The organism is Cupriavidus sp. GW822-FHT03E04 (assembly GCF_058801495.1).
Window position 1 is genome coordinate 192,892 of record NZ_JBXANI010000016.1, and the last position, 15,964, is coordinate 208,855.

The window sequence follows — 15,964 nt, forward strand, 5'->3', positions numbered from 1 at the left end:
CAGGCTCCTCAATCCAGCGTGCGGCGATAGAAGCGCACTGCAATGGTCATGACGACGACCGTGAACAGGGCCATCGGCCACACGTTCGGCCAGAGCTCGGTCCAGCTGTTGCCCTTGAGCAGGATCCCGCGGATCAGGCGGTTGAAGTAGGTCATCGGCAGCACATTGCCAATGGCCTGCGCCCAGCGCGGCATCCCCTGGAAGGGAAACATGAAGCCGGACAGCAGCAGGTTCGGCAGGAAGTAGAAGAACGTCAGCTGCACCGCCTGCAGCTGGTTTTGCGCAAGCGACGACAGTGTGATGCCCACGGTCAGGTTGGCGGCGATAAACAGCAGCGCCGCCAGGTAGACCGCGACCACCGAGCCGACAAAGGGCACGCCGAAGACCCAGCGCGCGGCCAGCAGGATGATGGTGGACTGGATCAGGCCGATGAAGATGTAAGGGACGATCTTGCCGCTGATCACCTCCAGCGGCCTGACCGGCGTGGCAAGCAGGTTTTCCATGGTGCCGCGCTCGCGTTCGCGGGTCATTGCCAGGCCCGTCATCATGACCATGGTCATGGTCAGGATCACGCCCATCAATCCGGGAATGATGTTGTACTGCGTGAGTCCCTCCGGGTTATAAAGCCGCTGCACCTGCACGTCGAAGGGCGGCTTGCCGCCCGCCAGATGCGCCAGCGCGCCCTGCAGGTCCTTGTCCGCGACCGAGAACGGCAGCTGCGACAGCGCGGCGATGGCCGAGCCGGTGGCGGACGGGTCGGTGGCATCCGCCTCCACCAGCAGCGCCGGGCGTTCGCCGCGCAGCAGCCGGCTGGTGAAGTCGGGCGGGATGCTGAGCACGAACTGCACCTCGCCCTTCATCAGCGCCTCGCGCCCGGCGGCTTCGTCGGGCAGGGTGCCGACCACGTTGAAGTAGGTGGTTGCCTGCATGCCGGCCACGAAGGAGCGGGTGAACTCGCTCTGGTCCGCGGCGATGACCGCGGTGGTGAGGTGGCGTGGATCGGTGTTGATGGCGAAGCCGAACAGCATCAGCTGCACGATGGGCAGGCCGACGATCATGCCGAAGGTGACGCGGTCCCGGCGCAGCTGCAGGAACTCCTTGAGCACGATGCTCCACCAGCGCTGCAGGGAGAGCGGGAAGCGTGCGCCGTTGGTGGCCTTGGCCGGTTCGCCTGCGTCGCGCGTCATGCCCGGGCCCCCTTGCCGTCCTGCCTGGTTTTTTGCTTTTGCTTGCCCGCGCGCATATTGTCCTCAGCGCCGCTCATCATGTGGATGAAGACGTCTTCCAGGCTGGTCTCGATCGGCTCGATCCGGTGCTGCGGGCCGGCAACGCGGCGCAGCGTGGCTTCCAGCGCGGGCGCGTCGTGCCCGGTGACGTGCAGGGCGCTGCCGAACACCACGGTCTGTTCCACGCCCGGCGCGCCCTTGAGCTGATCCGACAGCGCGGAGAGCTGCTCGCCCTGCACGCTCCAGGTGACGAGCTTCTGGCTGGCTACCACTTCGCTTGCCGTGCCCTGCGCCAGCAGCTTGCCGTAGGCGATATAGGCGAGCTTGTGGCAACGCTCGGCTTCATCCATGTAGTGCGTGCTGACGAGCACCGAGATGCCGCGCGCCGCTAGCTGGTGCAGTTGCTCCCAGAAATCGCGGCGCGCCTTCGGGTCGACCCCGGCGGTGGGCTCGTCCAGCAGCAACAGTTCCGGTTCATGCAGCAGGCAGGCGGTCAGCGCCAGGCGCTGCTTCCAGCCGCCCGAGAGCGCGCCGGCCAGTTGCTGCGCGCGGCTGGCCAGGCCGAGGTGCTCGAGCGCCCGGTCCACCACCTCGCGCCGGCGCGGCATGCCGTACACGCGCGCCACGAAATCCAGGTTCTCGCGGATTGAGAGATCGTCCCAGTAGGAGAACTTCTGTGTCATGTATCCCACGCGCCGCTTGATCTCGGCGGTCTCGCGCAGGATGTCGTAGCCCAGGCAGGTGCCGGTGCCGGAGTCCGGCGTCAGCAGCCCGCACATCATGCGGATGGACGTGGTCTTGCCGCTGCCGTTCGGGCCGAGGAAGCCAAAGATCTCGCCGCGCGCGACTTGCATCGTCAGGTTGTTGACGACGTGCTTGTCACCGTAGTGCTTGTTGATGCCGTGCACGTCGATGGCTAGGGCGCTGGCTTTGCCGGGCCCGCCGTCCAGGGGAGCAACGGTCGCGTTCATGGCCTTGCCACCTCGACCGGCTGGCCCGGATGGAGCTTGGGCGCGTCGGCCGGTGCGGGCCGCGCTTCCACCAGGAACACCAGCTTGTTGCGCGTTTCATTGCTGTAGATCACCGGCGGCGTGTACTCGGCCTGGCTGGAGATGTAGGTGACCGTGGCCGCAATGGGCGCGGCGCAGCCATCGCAGCGCACGCGCACGGCCTGGCCGTTCTTGAACGCGCCGAGCACGGCCTGCGGCACGTAGAAACGCACCTTGACGTTGCCCGGCGGCAGCAGCCGCACCACCGGGCTGCCGGCCGGCACCCAGTCGCCAAGGCGGAAGGGCGTGTCGTAGACCAGGCCGGCCTGGGTCGCGCTCACGGTCTTGCGCGACAGCTTCCACTCGGCCTGCGCCAGCGCGGCGCGCGCGGCGGCCACCTGGGCTTGCTGGGCCGCCTGCTGCGCGGTGCGTCCCGGCAGCCGGGCCACGTCGATATCGCGCTGCAGCTCGCGCACGCGGGCGGCGTCGGAGGCGGCGGTGGCGCGGCTCTCTTCCAGCTGCGCCAGCGCGATTCCGCCGATGGCGTACTGGGCTTCGTCGCGCTTGCGTTGCGCGGCGCTGCGCACCGAGGCGGCTTGCGCCTGCGCCAGCTGGGCTCGGCTCACGTCGACTTCCGGCACGCGCTTGCCGGTCTGCAGGTCGGCGAGTTGGGACTCGGCCACGCGCACTTGTTCTGCCGCTTGCTGCCGGGCCGCGCGCTCGTCGTCGGCCTCCAGCGCGAACAGCGGCGCGCCACTTGCCACCTGCTGCCCGCGCTGGACGGAGATCTGGTCCAGCCGGCCGGCAAAAGGGGAGGCCACGCTGACGAATTCGCCCTCCACATAACCTTGCCAGGAGGGTGGCGCAGGCTCGCCACAGGCAGATAGCAGCGCCGCGCCGATCAGGGCGGCCGATGGCCAGCCCGCACGCAGGTTCGCGACGAGGCGGGAGGAATGAGGCTGAGCGTGGCGAGGCATGCGGGCTCCGTGGCGGGCAGGCTGGGTTCAGGCGGACGGCGGCGCGGCCGGCCCGGGATGCGGTATCGGCGCGATCGGCGGTACCCCCAGGCCGTGCGCCAGCAGCGCGCTCACGTGACGCACCAGCGCCTCGCTGTCGATGGCGCCGGCGCCGGGCAGGCGGCGCCAGATATGGGTGGTGGCCAGCGGCAGCAGCGTCAGGCCGATCAGCGACACCATCAGCAGCGCCGGCTCCAAGCTGGCGTTGATCTCGCCGCGCGCGCGCGCCGCCGCCAGCGGGCCGATCACCAGGCCAGCGCGCTGCAGCGCGATCTTCTGCAGCACGCGCTGATGCAGCTGGCCGTCCGCGCCGACGATCTCGCGGATCCACAGCCCGGGAAACCATGGCGTGGCGGCGGCGGTGCGGATCAGCCGCCCGGCAATGCCCACCAGCATGGCTGCCGCGTCCGCGCTGTCGGCGGCGGCCGGCGCGAACACCTGTTCCACCAGCGGCTGCAGGCGCTCGTCGACCACCGCGTCAAGCAACTGGTCGCGATCGCGGAAGTAGTAGTGCACGAGCGCCGGGGTGACGCCAGCATGGATGGCGATGGTCTTGATCGGCGTGGCGGCAACGCCGCGCTGGGCGAACAGCTCGGTGGCGGCGTCCAGCAATTGCTCGCGCTGGCCCGCGCTACCCCCATGCCCGGCGGCAGGCCGGCCCGGACGGCGGCTTGGGGGCGGGGTGGCAGTAGCAGGCGGCATGGCGGCTCCTGAATCTGCAGATAATATTAATTTGTGAATTAATTAATTCAAGGCCGATTACAACGTGATGTTTAAGCAACTTGTCTTCTCATTATGTTGCGCCGCAGCAATGCAAGGTAGACATGTCATAAACGCTTGGCTATGCTTCGTCCGCCCATCAGCCGGGCTTGCCCCTGAATTTGCCTGCGGCTGTTCCCCGGATTTTTTCATGCTGCTTTGTCGCTTCCACGCCGCCCCAGCGCGGCTACGCCTGTTTTTTGCCACTCGCCTGGCGGGTGTGGCCTTGTCGCTGGCCGGCCTTGCCGGCATGGCGGCCATGCCCGCCCTGGCGCAGGGAAAAGCCGGGACAAGCAGCGACGCGCCCGTGCAGGCCGATGCCCCCGAGGACTACGCCTTCCATGGCCAGACCACCTATATCTGGCAGCGCAAGCCGTCCTTCGGCGCGGCCTACTCCGGCGCCAACAGCCTGACGGCGGACCGCGCCAAGAGCTACTCGTTCAGCACCACGCTCGATCTTGGCTTGCGCCTGTGGCGCGGCGCGGAGTTCCACTTCAATCCGGAGGTGACGCAGGGCGTGCCGTTTTCCGAGCTGCACGGCCTGGGCGGGCTGAGCAACGGCGAGCTGGCCAAGGTATCGAGCACCAATCCGGTGTTCTACCGGGCGCGCGCGTTTGTCCGCCAGACCTGGGGGCTGGGCGGCGGCAGCGAACAGCTGGACGCCGATTTCAACCAGCTGGCCGGCAGCGTCGACAAGCGCCGCGTGGTGCTGACCGCCGGCAACTTCGGCGTGCTCGATGTGTTCGACCAGAACGAGTACGGCTCCGACCCGCGCACCCAGTTCATGAACTGGTCGTTCATGGCGCACGGCTCCTTCGATTACCCGGCCGATGCGCGCGGCTACAACTGGGGCGTGGCGCTTGAGTACATCGGCGACATGTGGTCGGTGCGGCTTGGCCGCTTCCTGCAGCCGCTGGAGTCCAACGGGCTGGAACTCGATACGCGGATGTTCCAGCACTATGGCGACATCCTCGAGTTCGAGAAGCGCTACAACCTGGCCGGCCAGCCCGGCGTGGCGCGCCTGCTGCTCTGGCGCAACAAGGCGCGCATGGGCGCGTTCAGCGATGCCGTGCAACTCGGCGCCGCCACTGGCGCCGCGCCGGACGTGGCCAATGTGCGCGAGGAGCACGCCAAGATCGGCGCGGGATTGTCGCTGATGCAGCGGGTCAACGAATCGCTCGGTGTGTTCGCGCGCGCCAATATGTCGGACGACAAGACCGAGACCTACGCCTTTACGGAAATCGGCCGCCAGGTCGCCGCCGGCGGCGTGCTCAACGGCAATGCGTGGGGCCGGCCGCGCGATGTGGTTGGGTTGGCGATGTCGGTGAATATGCTGGGGTCGCGGCACCAGGCTTACCTGGCTGCCGGCGGGCAGGGCGCCTTTCTTGGCGATGGCGCGTTGCGCTATGGTCCTGAGCAGGTCGTTGAGCTGTTCTATAGCTTCCAGCCGGTCAAGTACCTGAGCATCAGCCCGGACTTCCAGTACATCCGCAATCCTGGCTACAACCGCGACCGCGGCCCGGCGATGTTCTACGGCGTGCGCCTGCACGCGGAGTTCTGAGTCCCGGGGGCGGCGGCTTGCCGGTGGCTCAGTCGCCCAGCGCGCTCAACAATGCCCTGAGCTGTTTCGCCTTGGCGGGCCCAAGGCTGCGCACGATGCCGTCCTCATGCTGCTGCACCAGGCGATTGAGCCGCTTGGATAGCGCCAGTCCATCGTCGGTGGCGTAAAGCAGCACGCGGCGGTTGTCGTGCAGGTCGGGGCTGCGCATGGCCAGGCCATGGCCGATCATGCGGTCAACCAGCTTGGTCAGGGTGGGCGGATGCATCGCCAGCGCCTGGGCCACCTCGCCCATGGCGTGCCCTTGCTCGTCCGCCAGCACCCGCAGTACTTTCCAATGTTCGACCTGTACGCCTTCCGCCGCCAGCGCCTGTTCCAGCCGGGCGTGGACGGCGAGGTGGGCGCGTGACAGGAGTTGGGCTAGGTAGCTGTCGAAATCGCTCATGGGCAGGCCTGCGTGAAACACTGCGTTAGTATACGGGAAAAATACGGGAAAACTTTCCCAGGAAAGTTTTCTGGCCTTGTCCTCGCTTGCTATTCGTGCGGATCGAGGCGCGCTGACAAGACGCGGCGTTGCCGCCCCGCCCGGCAAGGAGACGAAGCCATGCAATGGAAGCCACTGCAGCCCAGTTGCGCCCCGGCGCCGGACGACCCGGCTTTGACCTGCCTGGTCGATGCGCCGCCGGCCGGCTACGGCGCGCGCCGCGCCGATTGCCTGAACGTCGGCCTGCTAGTCCCGGTGCGGGGCGCCGCAGGGATCTGGGGCCCGTCGGCACGCGCCTGCGCGCAGCTCGCGACGGAAGAACTGAACCGGCAGGGTGGCATACGCGGGCGGGAGCTCCGCCTCCACGTGTTCAACGCCGTCGACGAGTGCCGCGATATCCCCGACTTGCTCGGCGGCCTGGTGCGCGAGGGCGAACTCGACGCTGTGGTGGGCATGCATACCAGCGCGGTGCGCTCGCGCGTGCGCGCCGCCACGGGGGGACGGATTCCGTTTGTCTATACGCCGCTCTATGAAGGTGGCGAATGCGCGCCCGGTGTCTACGCGATCGGCGAAACACCGGATCAGCAACTCTTGCCCGCGCTGGCGGCGATGTATCGCCAGTACCGCGCGCGCCGCTGGGTGTTCGTCGGCAATGACTGCGTCTGGCCGCGTGCCTCGCACGGGCTGGCCAGCGGCGCACTAAGGGCGCTGGGCGGGGAAGTGCTGGCCGATCGCTATGTGGAACACGGTTGCGCGTCCTATCGCAAGGTCCTGCAGGAGATCGAGATGCTGCGGCCCGATGCGGTCCTGCTTTCGCTGATCGGGCAAGATGCCGTGCGTTTTAACCGCGAGTTCGGCGCATCGGGCCTGCAGCGGCGTGTGCGCCGGCTGTCGTGCGCCATCGAGGAAAACGGCTTGCTTGCCATCGGGGCCGCCAATACCGAGGGGCTGTTCGCGGCCGCCGGCTATTTCGCCGCCCTGCCCAACGAGGCCAACATGGCCTTCAAGGAACGCTATCACGGCCGCTTTGGTGAACGGGCACCGGTGCTGAATGCGCTGGGGCAGTCCGTCTACGATGGCGTGCACTTCCTGGCGGCGCTGGCCGCTGCGCCGCAGCGTGCGCGGCGCACAGCGCCGCTGGTTTTCCGCAGCGTGCGCGGACTGTCGTGGCGCGGCAATGCACGGGTGCAGCAACCGGTCTTCCTTGCCGAGGCCAACGGCCACTTTTTCAACGTCGTCAGGCAACTCTGAGTCCACGGCTGTGTCGCCATGGTTTTCCCTAGCCGCTAAATATTTTCCTTGGAAATTATTTCTTTGGAAAATAATATGACGGCTGCCCCAGGATAACGGGCCATTCTTCTCATGCCTTTCCCACCTTGCACAGGAGTACGCCATGACCGTGAAGCGCCCCACCCAGGCCCAGATGCACGAGCTGATCGCCAGCCTGCACATGACGATGAGCGAGGCCGAATGCGCCGAGTACCTCGCCTTGATGGAAGGCAGCATCCAGGCCTACGACCGCGTCGACGAACTGCCTGACTTCCTGCCCGAGCCGAAGTACCCGCGCAACGCGGGCCACCAGCCGCCGCCCCAGGAAAACCGCCTCAATGCCTGGTACGTCAAGACCGAAGTGAAGGGGGCCGCCGGCGGCGCGCTGGCAGGGCGCTCGGTCGTGCTCAAGGACAATATCTGCCTGGCCGGGGTGCCGATGATGAACGGCGCATCGACGCTGCAAGGCTACGTCCCCGATCTCGACGCCACGGTGGTGACGCGCATCCTCGACGCCGGCGGCACCATCGTCGGCAAGGCGCATTGCGAGTGCTTCTGTCTGTCCGGCGGCAGCCATACCAACGCCACCGGCCCCGTGCACAACCCCTATCGGATGGGCTATATCGCGGGTGGGTCGTCCTCCGGTTGCGGCGCACTGGTCGGGGCGGGCGAGGTGGACATGGCGATCGGCGGCGACCAGGGCGGCTCGATCCGCATTCCCGCCGCGTTTTCCGGCTGCTATGGCATGAAGCCCACGCATGGGCTGGTTCCCTATACCGGCATCATGCCGATCGAATCCACCATCGACCACACCGGCCCGATGACCCGCACCGTGGCTGACAACGCCTTGCTGCTGGAGGTGATCGCTGGGCCCGATGGCTTGGACCCACGCCAGTACGCGCCGAGGGTCGAGCGCTATACCGCGGCGCTCGGCAGGGGCGTGGCGGGCTTGCGCATCGGCGTGGTGCGCGAAGGATTCGGCCTGGCCAACAGCGAGGCCGATGTCGATGCCAAGGTACGCGAGGGCGCCCAGCGCCTGGCGCGGCTTGGCGCGGTGGTGGAGGAAGTCGGCATTCCCATGCATCTGGACGGCGCCGCCATCTGGACGCCCATCGCGCTGGAAGGCTTGCAGGCGCAGATGATGCATGGCAACGGCATGGGCTTCAACTGGAAGGGCCTTTACACCACGAGCCTGCTGGAGCGCCATGCGGGCTGGCGCGAGCAGGCGGACCAGCTTTCGCCCTCGCTCAAGTTGTCGATGTTTGTCGGCGAGTTCTTCATGCAGCAGTATGGCGGGCGTTTCTATGCCAAGGCGCAGAACCTCGCGCGTCAGCTGCGCCAGGCTTATGACGACACCTTGCAGCGCTATGACTTGCTGCTGATGCCGACCTTGCCTTTGAAGGCGCAGCCGATTCCCGCGCCCGGTGCGCCGCTGGCCGAAGTGATCCAGCGCGCCTTCGAGATGGTGGCCAATACGGCGCCGTTTGACGCCACCGGTCATCCGGCCATGAGCGTGCCCTGCGGGCTGGGCAACGGGCTGCCGATCGGCTTGATGCTGGTGGGCAAGCATTGGGATGAGGCGACCATCTACCGTGCCGCGCATGCCTTCGAGCAATCGGGAGACTGGCACAAGTTCTGATGCGTAAAAAAGCCCGGCGCACGCGCCGGGCCTTCTCTCTTCTCTGCTGGCTGCAAGGCCTACGGCATCACTGCCGTGCGTTGCGCCGGTTGTCCGGCCACGGCGTGTTGAAGTTGGTGCGGAACGGGTTGATATCCAGCCCGCCGCGCCGCGTATAGCGCGCATAAACCGCCAGCTTCACCGGCTTGCACTGCCGCATCACGTCGGTGAAGATCCGCTCCACGCATTGCTCGTGGAACTCGTTGTGGTTGCGAAACGAGATCAGGTACTTGAGCAGTCCTTCCTGGTTGATCGGCGCGCCCACGTAGCGGATCTGTACGCTGCCCCAGTCCGGCTGGCCGGTTACCAGGCAGTTCGACTTGAGCAGGTGCGAGACCAGTGTTTCTTCCACTGGCGATTCGTCCTGGGCGGCATGCAGCAAGTGCGGCGCCGGCTCGTAGATGTCGGTTTCGATGTCGAGCCGGTCCAACTGCACGCCGTCCAGCTCGGCCATCTTCTGCGTGCCGAGATCAGCCTCGGTCACCAGGCGCACCTGCACCGTGCCGCCGGTGGCCTCGGACAGGTCGTGGTGCAGCAACTGCTGCAACGCCTCGGGAGAGGCGATCTTGCTCTGGTTGAATGAATTCAGGTAGAGCTTGAACGACTTGGACTCGACGATGTTGGGCGTGTCGGCCGGAATGATGAAGCTGGCCAGCGCCACTTGCGGCTTGCCCTTCATGTTCAGCCACGACAGCTCGTACGCGTTCCAGATGTCCACGCCGAAGAACGGCAGCGCGCGGCCTTGCGCCAGCCCGATCTCCGTGCGCTTGGGCTGGCGCGGGATCGGGAACAGCAACGTCGGGTCGTACTCGGTCTTGTAGGCCGAGGGTTTGCCTAGCGGCGATTGTTCGGGAAGGCTCATGGTTGCCTCGGATGATCAGGACAGGAACAGCTTGTACACGGGATTCTCGGTCTCTTCCCAGTGTACATAGCCCAGCGTGGCGAGGAAGGCGCGGAAGGCGCGCTTCTCGTTCTTGGGCACCTGGATACCAACCAGGATGTTGGAGGTGTCGCCGCCCTGGTTGCGGTAGTGGAACAGGCTGATATTCCAGTTCGGGCTCATGCTCGACAGGAAGCGCATCAGCGCGCCCGGCCGCTCGGGAAACTCGAATCGGTACAGCAGCTCGTCATGCGCCAGCGGCGAGTGCCCGCCCACCATGTAGCGGATGTGCTGCTTGGCCAGCTCATCGTTGGACAGGTCCAGCGTATCGAAGCCGTGGCGGCGGAATCCGGCGGCGATCTTCTCGTTCTCCGCGCGGCTCGCAATCTGCACGCCGACGAAGATATGCGCCATGCTCTTGTCGGCGATGCGGTAGTTGAACTCGGTCACATTGCGCGTGCCGAGCTGCTCGCAGAAGCGCTTGAAGCTGCCGCGTTCCTCGGGGATGCTGACCGCGAAGACCGCCTCGCGCGCCTCGCCCACCTCGGCGCGCTCCGCCACGAAGCGCAGGCGGTCGAAGTTCATGTTCGCGCCGCAGGCAATGGCCACCAGGTGCTGGCCCTTGAGCTTCTCGCGCTCGGCGTAGAGCTTCAGGCCGGCCACGGCCATGGCACCGGCCGGCTCCAGGATGCTGCGGGTATCCTGGAACACATCCTTGAGCCCGGCGCAGATGGCGTCGGTGTCCACCAGGATGATCTCGTCGACCAGCTCGCGCGTGATGCGGAAGGTTTCCTTGCCGACCAGCTTCACGGCGGTGCCGTCCGAGAACAGGCCCACTTCCTTGAGCTCCACGCGCTTGCCCGCGTCCACCGAGCGCTTCATCGCGTCGGAGTCCACGGTCTGCACGCCGATCACCTTGATCTCCGGGCGCACGGCCTTGATGTACGACGCGATGCCGGAGATCAGCCCGCCACCGCCGATCGCCACGAACACCGCATGCAGCGGGCCCGGGTGCTGGCGCAGGATTTCCATGGCGATGGTGCCTTGGCCGGCGATGACTTCGGGATCGTCGAAGGGGTGGATGAAAGTCAGCTTGTGCTTTTTTTCCAGCACCGCGGCGTGGTTGTAGGCGTCGCTGTACGAGTCGCCGTGCAGCACGATTTCCACCCACTCGCCGCCGCGCTCGCGTACCGCGTCGATCTTCACCTGCGGGGTGGTGACCGGCATCGCGATCAGCGCCTTGCACTTCAGGCGCGCGGCCGACAGCGCCACGCCCTGCGCGTGATTGCCGGCCGAGGCGGCGATCACGCCGCGCTTGAGCTCTTCCGGCGACAGCGAGGCCATCTTGTTGTACGCGCCGCGCAGCTTGAACGAGAACACCGGCTGGGTGTCCTCGCGCTTGAACCACACCTTGTTGCCGGTGCGCGCGGAGAGCAGGTTTGCATAGGTGAGATCGGTCTCCTGGGCCACGTCGTACACCTTGGCGGTCAGGATCTTTCTCAGGTAATCGGGTTTGCGGGTCATCGTGGACAGCCGGGGCGGGGATTGGCGGAAACCGGTAATGATAAAGGATGGCGGGGGGCGGCGATGGCTGCACCCCTGTGCAGGCGGCCGCGAAGGGCAGGCAAGCTCACCTTCGTGCGCCGAGGCGCGTTGTGCACCGCAGCGGTGCAGGCACCGCCGTGGCGCGCCCAAGGGGCGCTTGCGCACCTTGTAGGACGAAGCCCGGTGGACGCTGCCGGAACACTCGTGATACGGTGTAACGCAATGCCTTCCCTACCTCTAATCGAACCGAACACCGCACTGTTCCTGGATTTCGACGGTACGCTGGCCGACCTTGCGCCGCGTCCTGACCTCGTGCAGGTCGAACCGGAACTGGTGGGGACGCTGCGCGCCCTGCATCTGCATCTGGGTGGCGCGCTAGCCCTGGTTTCCGGCCGGCCGATCGCCGAGCTGGATCATTTCCTGCATCCGCTGCAACTGCCGTGCGCCGGCGTGCATGGCGCGGAGCTGCGCGACGCGGGCGGCCACCGCCTGCGCCAGCCCGACCCCGGCGTGCCGCTGCTGCTCCCGCCGCTGGAAGTCCTGGTCGGTACGCATCCCGGCTTGCAGCTCGAGCGCAAGTCGGTCGCGGTGGCGGTGCACTACCGCGCCGTTCCCCACCTCGAAGGCATGGTGCGCAACTTCGCGGCCGAACTCGCCAGCGGCGTGCCCGGCATCGAAGTCCTGCACGGCAAGATGGTGGTGGAGCTCAAGCCGGCAGGCATCGACAAGGGTGGCGCCATCGACGCCTTTATGCGCAGCCCGCCATTTGCGCGGCGCACGCCGCTGTTTGCCGGCGACGATATTACCGACGAGGCTGGTTTTGCCGTGGTGCGCCGCCTCGGCGGCGTCGGCCTGCTGGTTGGCGCGCGGCCCAGCGCCGCCACCGTCAGCGTGACCGGCCCGGCCGCGCTGCGCTGCTGGCTGCATCGCTCCGCCAAGGCACTCGAAGTCATGGCCGCCGCGCAGGGCAAGCAGCAGGTTTCCGGAGCTACATCCACAACGACGTCTTGAGGGGGATTCGCTGTGAGCAACCCATCCACCGAGGATAATCCGGCGCGCGCCGGAGGTGCCGGCCGCTACGCCGACCCTTCGCTATCGCTGGGCATGATCGGCAACTGCGCGATCTCCGCGCTGGTCGACGGGCGCGGGCGCATTGTGTGGTGCTGCCTGCCGCGCTTTGACGGCGACCCGGTCTTCAATGCCTTGCTCGATCCGGGCGAGAACGCTGGCCACTTTGCCATCGAAATCGAGGACTTCCAGGAAGCGCACCAGTGGTACGAGCCCAATACGGCCGTGCTGAGGACCCGGCTGACCGACCGGCATGGCAACAGCCTTGAAATCACCGATTTCGCGCCGCGTTTTTTTCGCATCGGACGTTACTTCCGCCCCACCTCGCTGATCCGCCGCATCCGGCCGGTTCAGGGCGCGCCGCGTGTGCGCGTGACGGTGGCGCCGCGTTTTGACTGGGGGCGCGTCAAGCCCGAGATCACGCGCGGCAGCAGCCACGTGCGCTATATCGGCGACGGCACCACGCTGCGCATGACCACCGACGCGCCGCTGACCTATGTGCTGTCGCACACGCCTTTCCTGCTCACGCGCGACCTCAACTTCATCCTCGGGCCGGACGAAACCCTGCAGGGCGGCGTGGAGGAAATCGCACGCGACTTCGAGCAGGAAACCACGGCTTACTGGAGGATGTGGAGCCGCCGTCTTGCGGTGCCGCGCGAGTGGCAGGACGCGGTGATCCGCGCCGCCATTACGCTCAAGCTGTCGCTGTATGAAGAGACGGGCGCCATCGTCGCGGCCATGACCACCAGCATTCCCGAGGCGCCCGGCAGCGGGCGCAACTGGGATTACCGCTTCTGCTGGCTGCGCGATGCTTTCTTCGTGATCCGTGCGCTCAACAGCTTGTCCGAGGTCGGCACCATGGAGGACTACCTGCGCTGGTTGTCGAACGTGGTGATGCAATCCAAGAATGGCCATATCCAGCCGCTGTACGGCATCGGGCTGGAACTCGAATTACCGGAGAGCATGCTCGATCATTTGTCCGGCTACCGTGGCATGGGTCCGGTGCGCGTGGGCAACCAGGCACAGGAGCACTTCCAGCATGATGTCTACGGCAACGTGGTGCTGGGCGCGGCGCAGGCTTTCCACGACCATCGCCTGCTGCACCGCGGCGGGGCGGCTGAGTACCATGTGCTGGAAACCGTGGGCGAGCAGGCGGTACGCGTGTTCGGCACGCCCGATGCGGGCATGTGGGAGCTGCGCACGCGCGCGCGGGTGCATACCTCGTCCGCGCTGATGAGCTGGGCCGCCTGCGACCGCCTCGCCAAGATCGGCGATGCGCTGCAATTGCCCGATCGCGCGGCTTACTGGCGCCAGCATGCCGACGGCATGAAGGTGCGCATCGTGCGCGAGTCCTGGAGCGAGGAACGCCAGGCGTTCGCCGAGAGCTTCGGCGGGCGCGAGCTCGATGCCAGCGTGCTGCTGATGGCCGAGGTCGGCTTTATCGAGCCCAGGGATGAACGTTTCATGTCCACGCTCAAGGCCATGGAAGCGTCGCTGTGCGACGGGCCTTATATGCGTCGCTACGAGGCGCCGGACGACTTCGGCAAGCCCGAGACCGCCTTCAACATCTGCACCTTCTGGCGTATCGATGCGCTCGCGCGCGTGGGGCGCCGGGAGGAAGCGCGCGAGATCTTCGAGGCCATGCTGGCGGCGCGCAATCCGCTTGGCCTGCTGTCCGAGGATACGCACCCCGTGACCGGCGAGATGTGGGGCAATTTTCCGCAGACCTACTCGATGGTGGGCCTGATCAACGGCGCCATGCGCCTGTCCGCGCCATGGGATTCCGTGATCTGAAGGCGCGCGCGGCAAGGCCAGCGCAAAGGAATGTATGGGCAGACTAGTAGCGGTATCCAACCGCGTGGCCGATCCGCGCAACCTTGCCGCGGGCGGCCTCGCCGTGGCACTGGGCGAAGCGCTCAAGGCTACCGGCGGCATGTGGTTCGGCTGGAGCGGCAAGATTGTGGAGGCCGCGCAGGGCGGCACGCCGGGCGAGGGCGAGCTGCATATCCAGCAAGCCGGCAATGTCACGCTGGCTACGGTCGACCTGTGCCGCGAGGACCACGACGCGTACTACCAGGGCTACAGCAATGGCGTGCTGTGGCCGGTGTTCCACTATCGCATCGACCTGGCGGATTTCGACTCCGGTTATCTCAACATCTACCGCCGCGTCAACCAGCTCTTTGCACGCAAGCTTGCCCCGCTGCTGCGCCCGGACGATGTGATCTGGATCCACGACTACCACCTGATCCCGCTTGCGTCGGAGCTGCGCGCCATGGGCTGCGGCCAGCGCATGGGTTTTTTCCTGCATATCCCGCTGCCCCCGCCGCTGATCCTTGCCGCCATCCCGCAGCACGAATGGCTGATGCGAGCCCTGTTCGCCTATGACCTGGTTGGCTTCCAGAGCCAGCTCGATCTCGAGCATTTCTCGCGCTACGTGCAAAGCGAAGCGCAGGCCGAGCCCATGGGCGAGTATCGCTTCCGGGCTTTCCACCGCACCGTGCGCGCGCAGGCGTTTCCGATCGGCATCGACGTCGACGAGTTCGCCGCGCTGGGCCAGTGCGAGGAATCGCGCGAGACGTACGAGATGATGCGCGGCCAGTATTCGAGCCGCCGTCTTCTGCTTGGGATCGACCGGCTCGATTACTCCAAGGGGCTGCCGCAGCGGCTCAAGGCGGTCAGGACGCTGATGGCGCAGTATCCGGAGAACCGCCGCAGCGCCACGCTGATCCAGATTGCCGCGCCGTCGCGCGAAACGGTGGACGCCTACGCGGATCTGCGGCGCGAGCTGGAAGGGCTGTCCGGGGCGATCAATGGCGAGTATGGCGAGCTGGACTGGATGCCGGTGCGCTATATCCACCGCACCACGGCACGGCGCCGTTTGCCGGGCCTTTGCCGCGCTTGCCGCGTGGCGCTGGTGACGCCGTTGCGCGATGGGATGAACCTGGTCGCGAAGGAGTTTGTTGCCGCGCAGGATCCGGACGATCCCGGGGTCCTGGTGCTATCGCGGTTTGCTGGTGCTGCCGAGCAATTGCGCGAGGCGTTGCTGGTGAATCCTTACGATATCAATGCTACCGCGCAGGCGATTCAGCAGGCCTTGCATATGCCGCTGGCTGAGCGGCAGTCCCGGCATCAGAAGCTGCTGGAGCGGATTCGGGCGCAGGATGTGCATTGGTGGAGGAGGGAGTATTTGAGGACTTTGGCGGAGACGGATGGGGGGTAAAGGGGGGGAGGGGGTAAGGGGGTAGGGGGGTATTGGGGTGTTTGCTGGCGGTGTTGGTTTTTGGACCCAAGGGCCGGACGACATCGCCCTTGCTTGCTTGGTTGCTGTTTCTTTGAGCGGCGTTGGTTATTGCACCCAAAAGCCATACGACATCCCCCTACGGGGGCTGCCGGTCACTTTTCTTTGACCGGCAAAGAGGGTGAGGACAAATTCAGGCATTGGACAATCGGCGTACGAGCAAACGTGCCTGAGATAGCCAGACCCAGGCGGTT

The 15,964-nt window shown here is 66.4% G+C and carries 13 protein-coding genes; 6 read left to right on the forward strand and 7 right to left on the reverse strand.

The window, feature by feature from the left end; all coding sequences use genetic code 11:
• Window positions 1-8: 8 nt before the first annotated feature.
• From AC1RQC_RS24020 to AC1RQC_RS24035, 4 genes are read right to left on the reverse strand one after another with little or no spacing between them, the layout of a single operon-like run.
• Window positions 9-1,187: an ABC transporter permease gene (locus AC1RQC_RS24020; RefSeq protein ID WP_416047549.1), complete on the reverse strand. Its 1,179-nt coding sequence runs from the start codon at window positions 1,185-1,187 to the stop codon at window positions 9-11.
• On the reverse strand, window positions 1,184-2,197 hold the full coding sequence (locus AC1RQC_RS24025; RefSeq protein ID WP_492375782.1) for an ABC transporter ATP-binding protein: 1,014 nt from the start codon (window positions 2,195-2,197) through the stop codon (window positions 1,184-1,186). Before AC1RQC_RS24025 ends, AC1RQC_RS24020 begins: the two co-directional genes overlap by 4 nt.
• Window positions 2,194-3,192, reverse strand: coding sequence for an HlyD family secretion protein (locus AC1RQC_RS24030; protein ID WP_492810525.1), 999 nt, complete (start codon window positions 3,190-3,192; stop codon window positions 2,194-2,196). The genes AC1RQC_RS24025 and AC1RQC_RS24030 overlap by 4 nt, the downstream gene beginning before the upstream one ends.
• A gap of 27 nt (window positions 3,193-3,219) precedes the next feature.
• Window positions 3,220-3,933 (reverse strand): TetR/AcrR family transcriptional regulator, encoded by a 714-nt coding sequence (locus AC1RQC_RS24035; protein WP_492884823.1) that lies wholly within the window; start codon window positions 3,931-3,933, stop codon window positions 3,220-3,222.
• Window positions 3,934-4,141: 208 nt separating this feature from the next.
• Between AC1RQC_RS24035 and AC1RQC_RS24040 the strand changes: the two genes are divergently transcribed.
• Entirely contained in the window at window positions 4,142-5,551 is a 1,410-nt protein-coding gene (locus AC1RQC_RS24040; RefSeq protein WP_492884825.1) for a carbohydrate porin, read from the forward strand.
• A gap of 28 nt (window positions 5,552-5,579) precedes the next feature.
• Here the strand turns inward: AC1RQC_RS24040 and AC1RQC_RS24045 are convergent, their stop codons facing one another.
• Window positions 5,580-5,993, reverse strand: coding sequence for a MarR family winged helix-turn-helix transcriptional regulator (locus AC1RQC_RS24045; RefSeq protein ID WP_309407351.1), 414 nt, complete (start codon window positions 5,991-5,993; stop codon window positions 5,580-5,582).
• Between the two features lie 159 nt (window positions 5,994-6,152).
• Between AC1RQC_RS24045 and AC1RQC_RS24050 the strand changes: the two genes are divergently transcribed.
• Together AC1RQC_RS24050 and AC1RQC_RS24055 are read left to right on the forward strand one after the other, a co-directional pair.
• The gene (locus AC1RQC_RS24050; protein WP_492884827.1) at window positions 6,153-7,283 is read left to right on the forward strand and encodes a substrate-binding domain-containing protein; all 1,131 of its coding nucleotides are present in this window, start codon (window positions 6,153-6,155) and stop codon (window positions 7,281-7,283) included.
• A gap of 142 nt (window positions 7,284-7,425) precedes the next feature.
• A complete protein-coding gene (locus AC1RQC_RS24055; RefSeq protein ID WP_492884829.1) occupies window positions 7,426-8,940 on the forward strand; it encodes an amidase in 1,515 nt (504 codons plus the stop codon).
• Between the two features lie 67 nt (window positions 8,941-9,007).
• Here AC1RQC_RS24055 and queF read toward each other — a convergent pair whose 3' ends face one another.
• Together queF and ilvA are read right to left on the reverse strand one after the other, a co-directional pair.
• Entirely contained in the window at window positions 9,008-9,841 is an 834-nt protein-coding gene (queF, locus tag AC1RQC_RS24060) for an NADPH-dependent 7-cyano-7-deazaguanine reductase QueF (RefSeq protein WP_043343529.1), read from the reverse strand.
• 15 nt (window positions 9,842-9,856) lie between these two features.
• Window positions 9,857-11,383, reverse strand: a complete 1,527-nt coding sequence (gene ilvA / locus AC1RQC_RS24065) for a threonine ammonia-lyase, biosynthetic (protein ID WP_174425600.1) — start codon at window positions 11,381-11,383, stop codon at window positions 9,857-9,859.
• Window positions 11,384-11,626: 243 nt separating this feature from the next.
• On the opposite strand from ilvA, the gene otsB reads away from it, so the two are divergent.
• From otsB to AC1RQC_RS24080, 3 genes are read left to right on the forward strand one after another with little or no spacing between them, the layout of a single operon-like run.
• A complete protein-coding gene (gene otsB, locus AC1RQC_RS24070) occupies window positions 11,627-12,415 on the forward strand; it encodes a trehalose-phosphatase (protein ID WP_492375788.1) in 789 nt (262 codons plus the stop codon).
• Between the two features lie 12 nt (window positions 12,416-12,427).
• Window positions 12,428-14,266, forward strand: coding sequence for a glycoside hydrolase family 15 protein (locus AC1RQC_RS24075; RefSeq protein WP_492375789.1), 1,839 nt, complete (start codon window positions 12,428-12,430; stop codon window positions 14,264-14,266).
• Window positions 14,267-14,300: 34 nt separating this feature from the next.
• A complete protein-coding gene (locus AC1RQC_RS24080; RefSeq protein WP_174425597.1) occupies window positions 14,301-15,692 on the forward strand; it encodes an alpha,alpha-trehalose-phosphate synthase (UDP-forming) in 1,392 nt (463 codons plus the stop codon).
• Window positions 15,693-15,964: the final 272 nt, after the last annotated feature.

Excerpts from the sequence above, each read along its gene's own strand:
- ilvA (WP_174425600.1), bottom strand. The coding sequence starts at position 11,383 with ATGACCCGCAAACCCGATTACCTGAGAAAGATCCTGACCGCCAAGGTG.
- AC1RQC_RS24050 (WP_492884827.1), top strand. The coding sequence starts at position 6,153 with ATGCAATGGAAGCCACTGCAGCCCAGTTGCGCCCCGGCGCCGGACGAC.
- queF (WP_043343529.1), bottom strand. The coding sequence starts at position 9,841 with ATGAGCCTTCCCGAACAATCGCCGCTAGGCAAACCCTCGGCCTACAAG.
- AC1RQC_RS24040 (WP_492884825.1), top strand. The coding sequence starts at position 4,142 with ATGCTGCTTTGTCGCTTCCACGCCGCCCCAGCGCGGCTACGCCTGTTT.
- AC1RQC_RS24055 (WP_492884829.1), top strand. The coding sequence starts at position 7,426 with ATGACCGTGAAGCGCCCCACCCAGGCCCAGATGCACGAGCTGATCGCC.
- AC1RQC_RS24025 (WP_492375782.1), bottom strand. The coding sequence starts at position 2,197 with ATGAACGCGACCGTTGCTCCCCTGGACGGCGGGCCCGGCAAAGCCAGC.
- otsB (WP_492375788.1), top strand. The coding sequence starts at position 11,627 with ATGCCTTCCCTACCTCTAATCGAACCGAACACCGCACTGTTCCTGGAT.
- AC1RQC_RS24080 (WP_174425597.1), top strand. The coding sequence starts at position 14,301 with ATGGGCAGACTAGTAGCGGTATCCAACCGCGTGGCCGATCCGCGCAAC.
- AC1RQC_RS24045 (WP_309407351.1), bottom strand. The coding sequence starts at position 5,993 with ATGAGCGATTTCGACAGCTACCTAGCCCAACTCCTGTCACGCGCCCAC.
- AC1RQC_RS24030 (WP_492810525.1), bottom strand. The coding sequence starts at position 3,192 with ATGCCTCGCCACGCTCAGCCTCATTCCTCCCGCCTCGTCGCGAACCTG.
- AC1RQC_RS24035 (WP_492884823.1), bottom strand. The coding sequence starts at position 3,933 with ATGCCGCCTGCTACTGCCACCCCGCCCCCAAGCCGCCGTCCGGGCCGG.
- AC1RQC_RS24020 (WP_416047549.1), bottom strand. The coding sequence starts at position 1,187 with ATGACGCGCGACGCAGGCGAACCGGCCAAGGCCACCAACGGCGCACGC.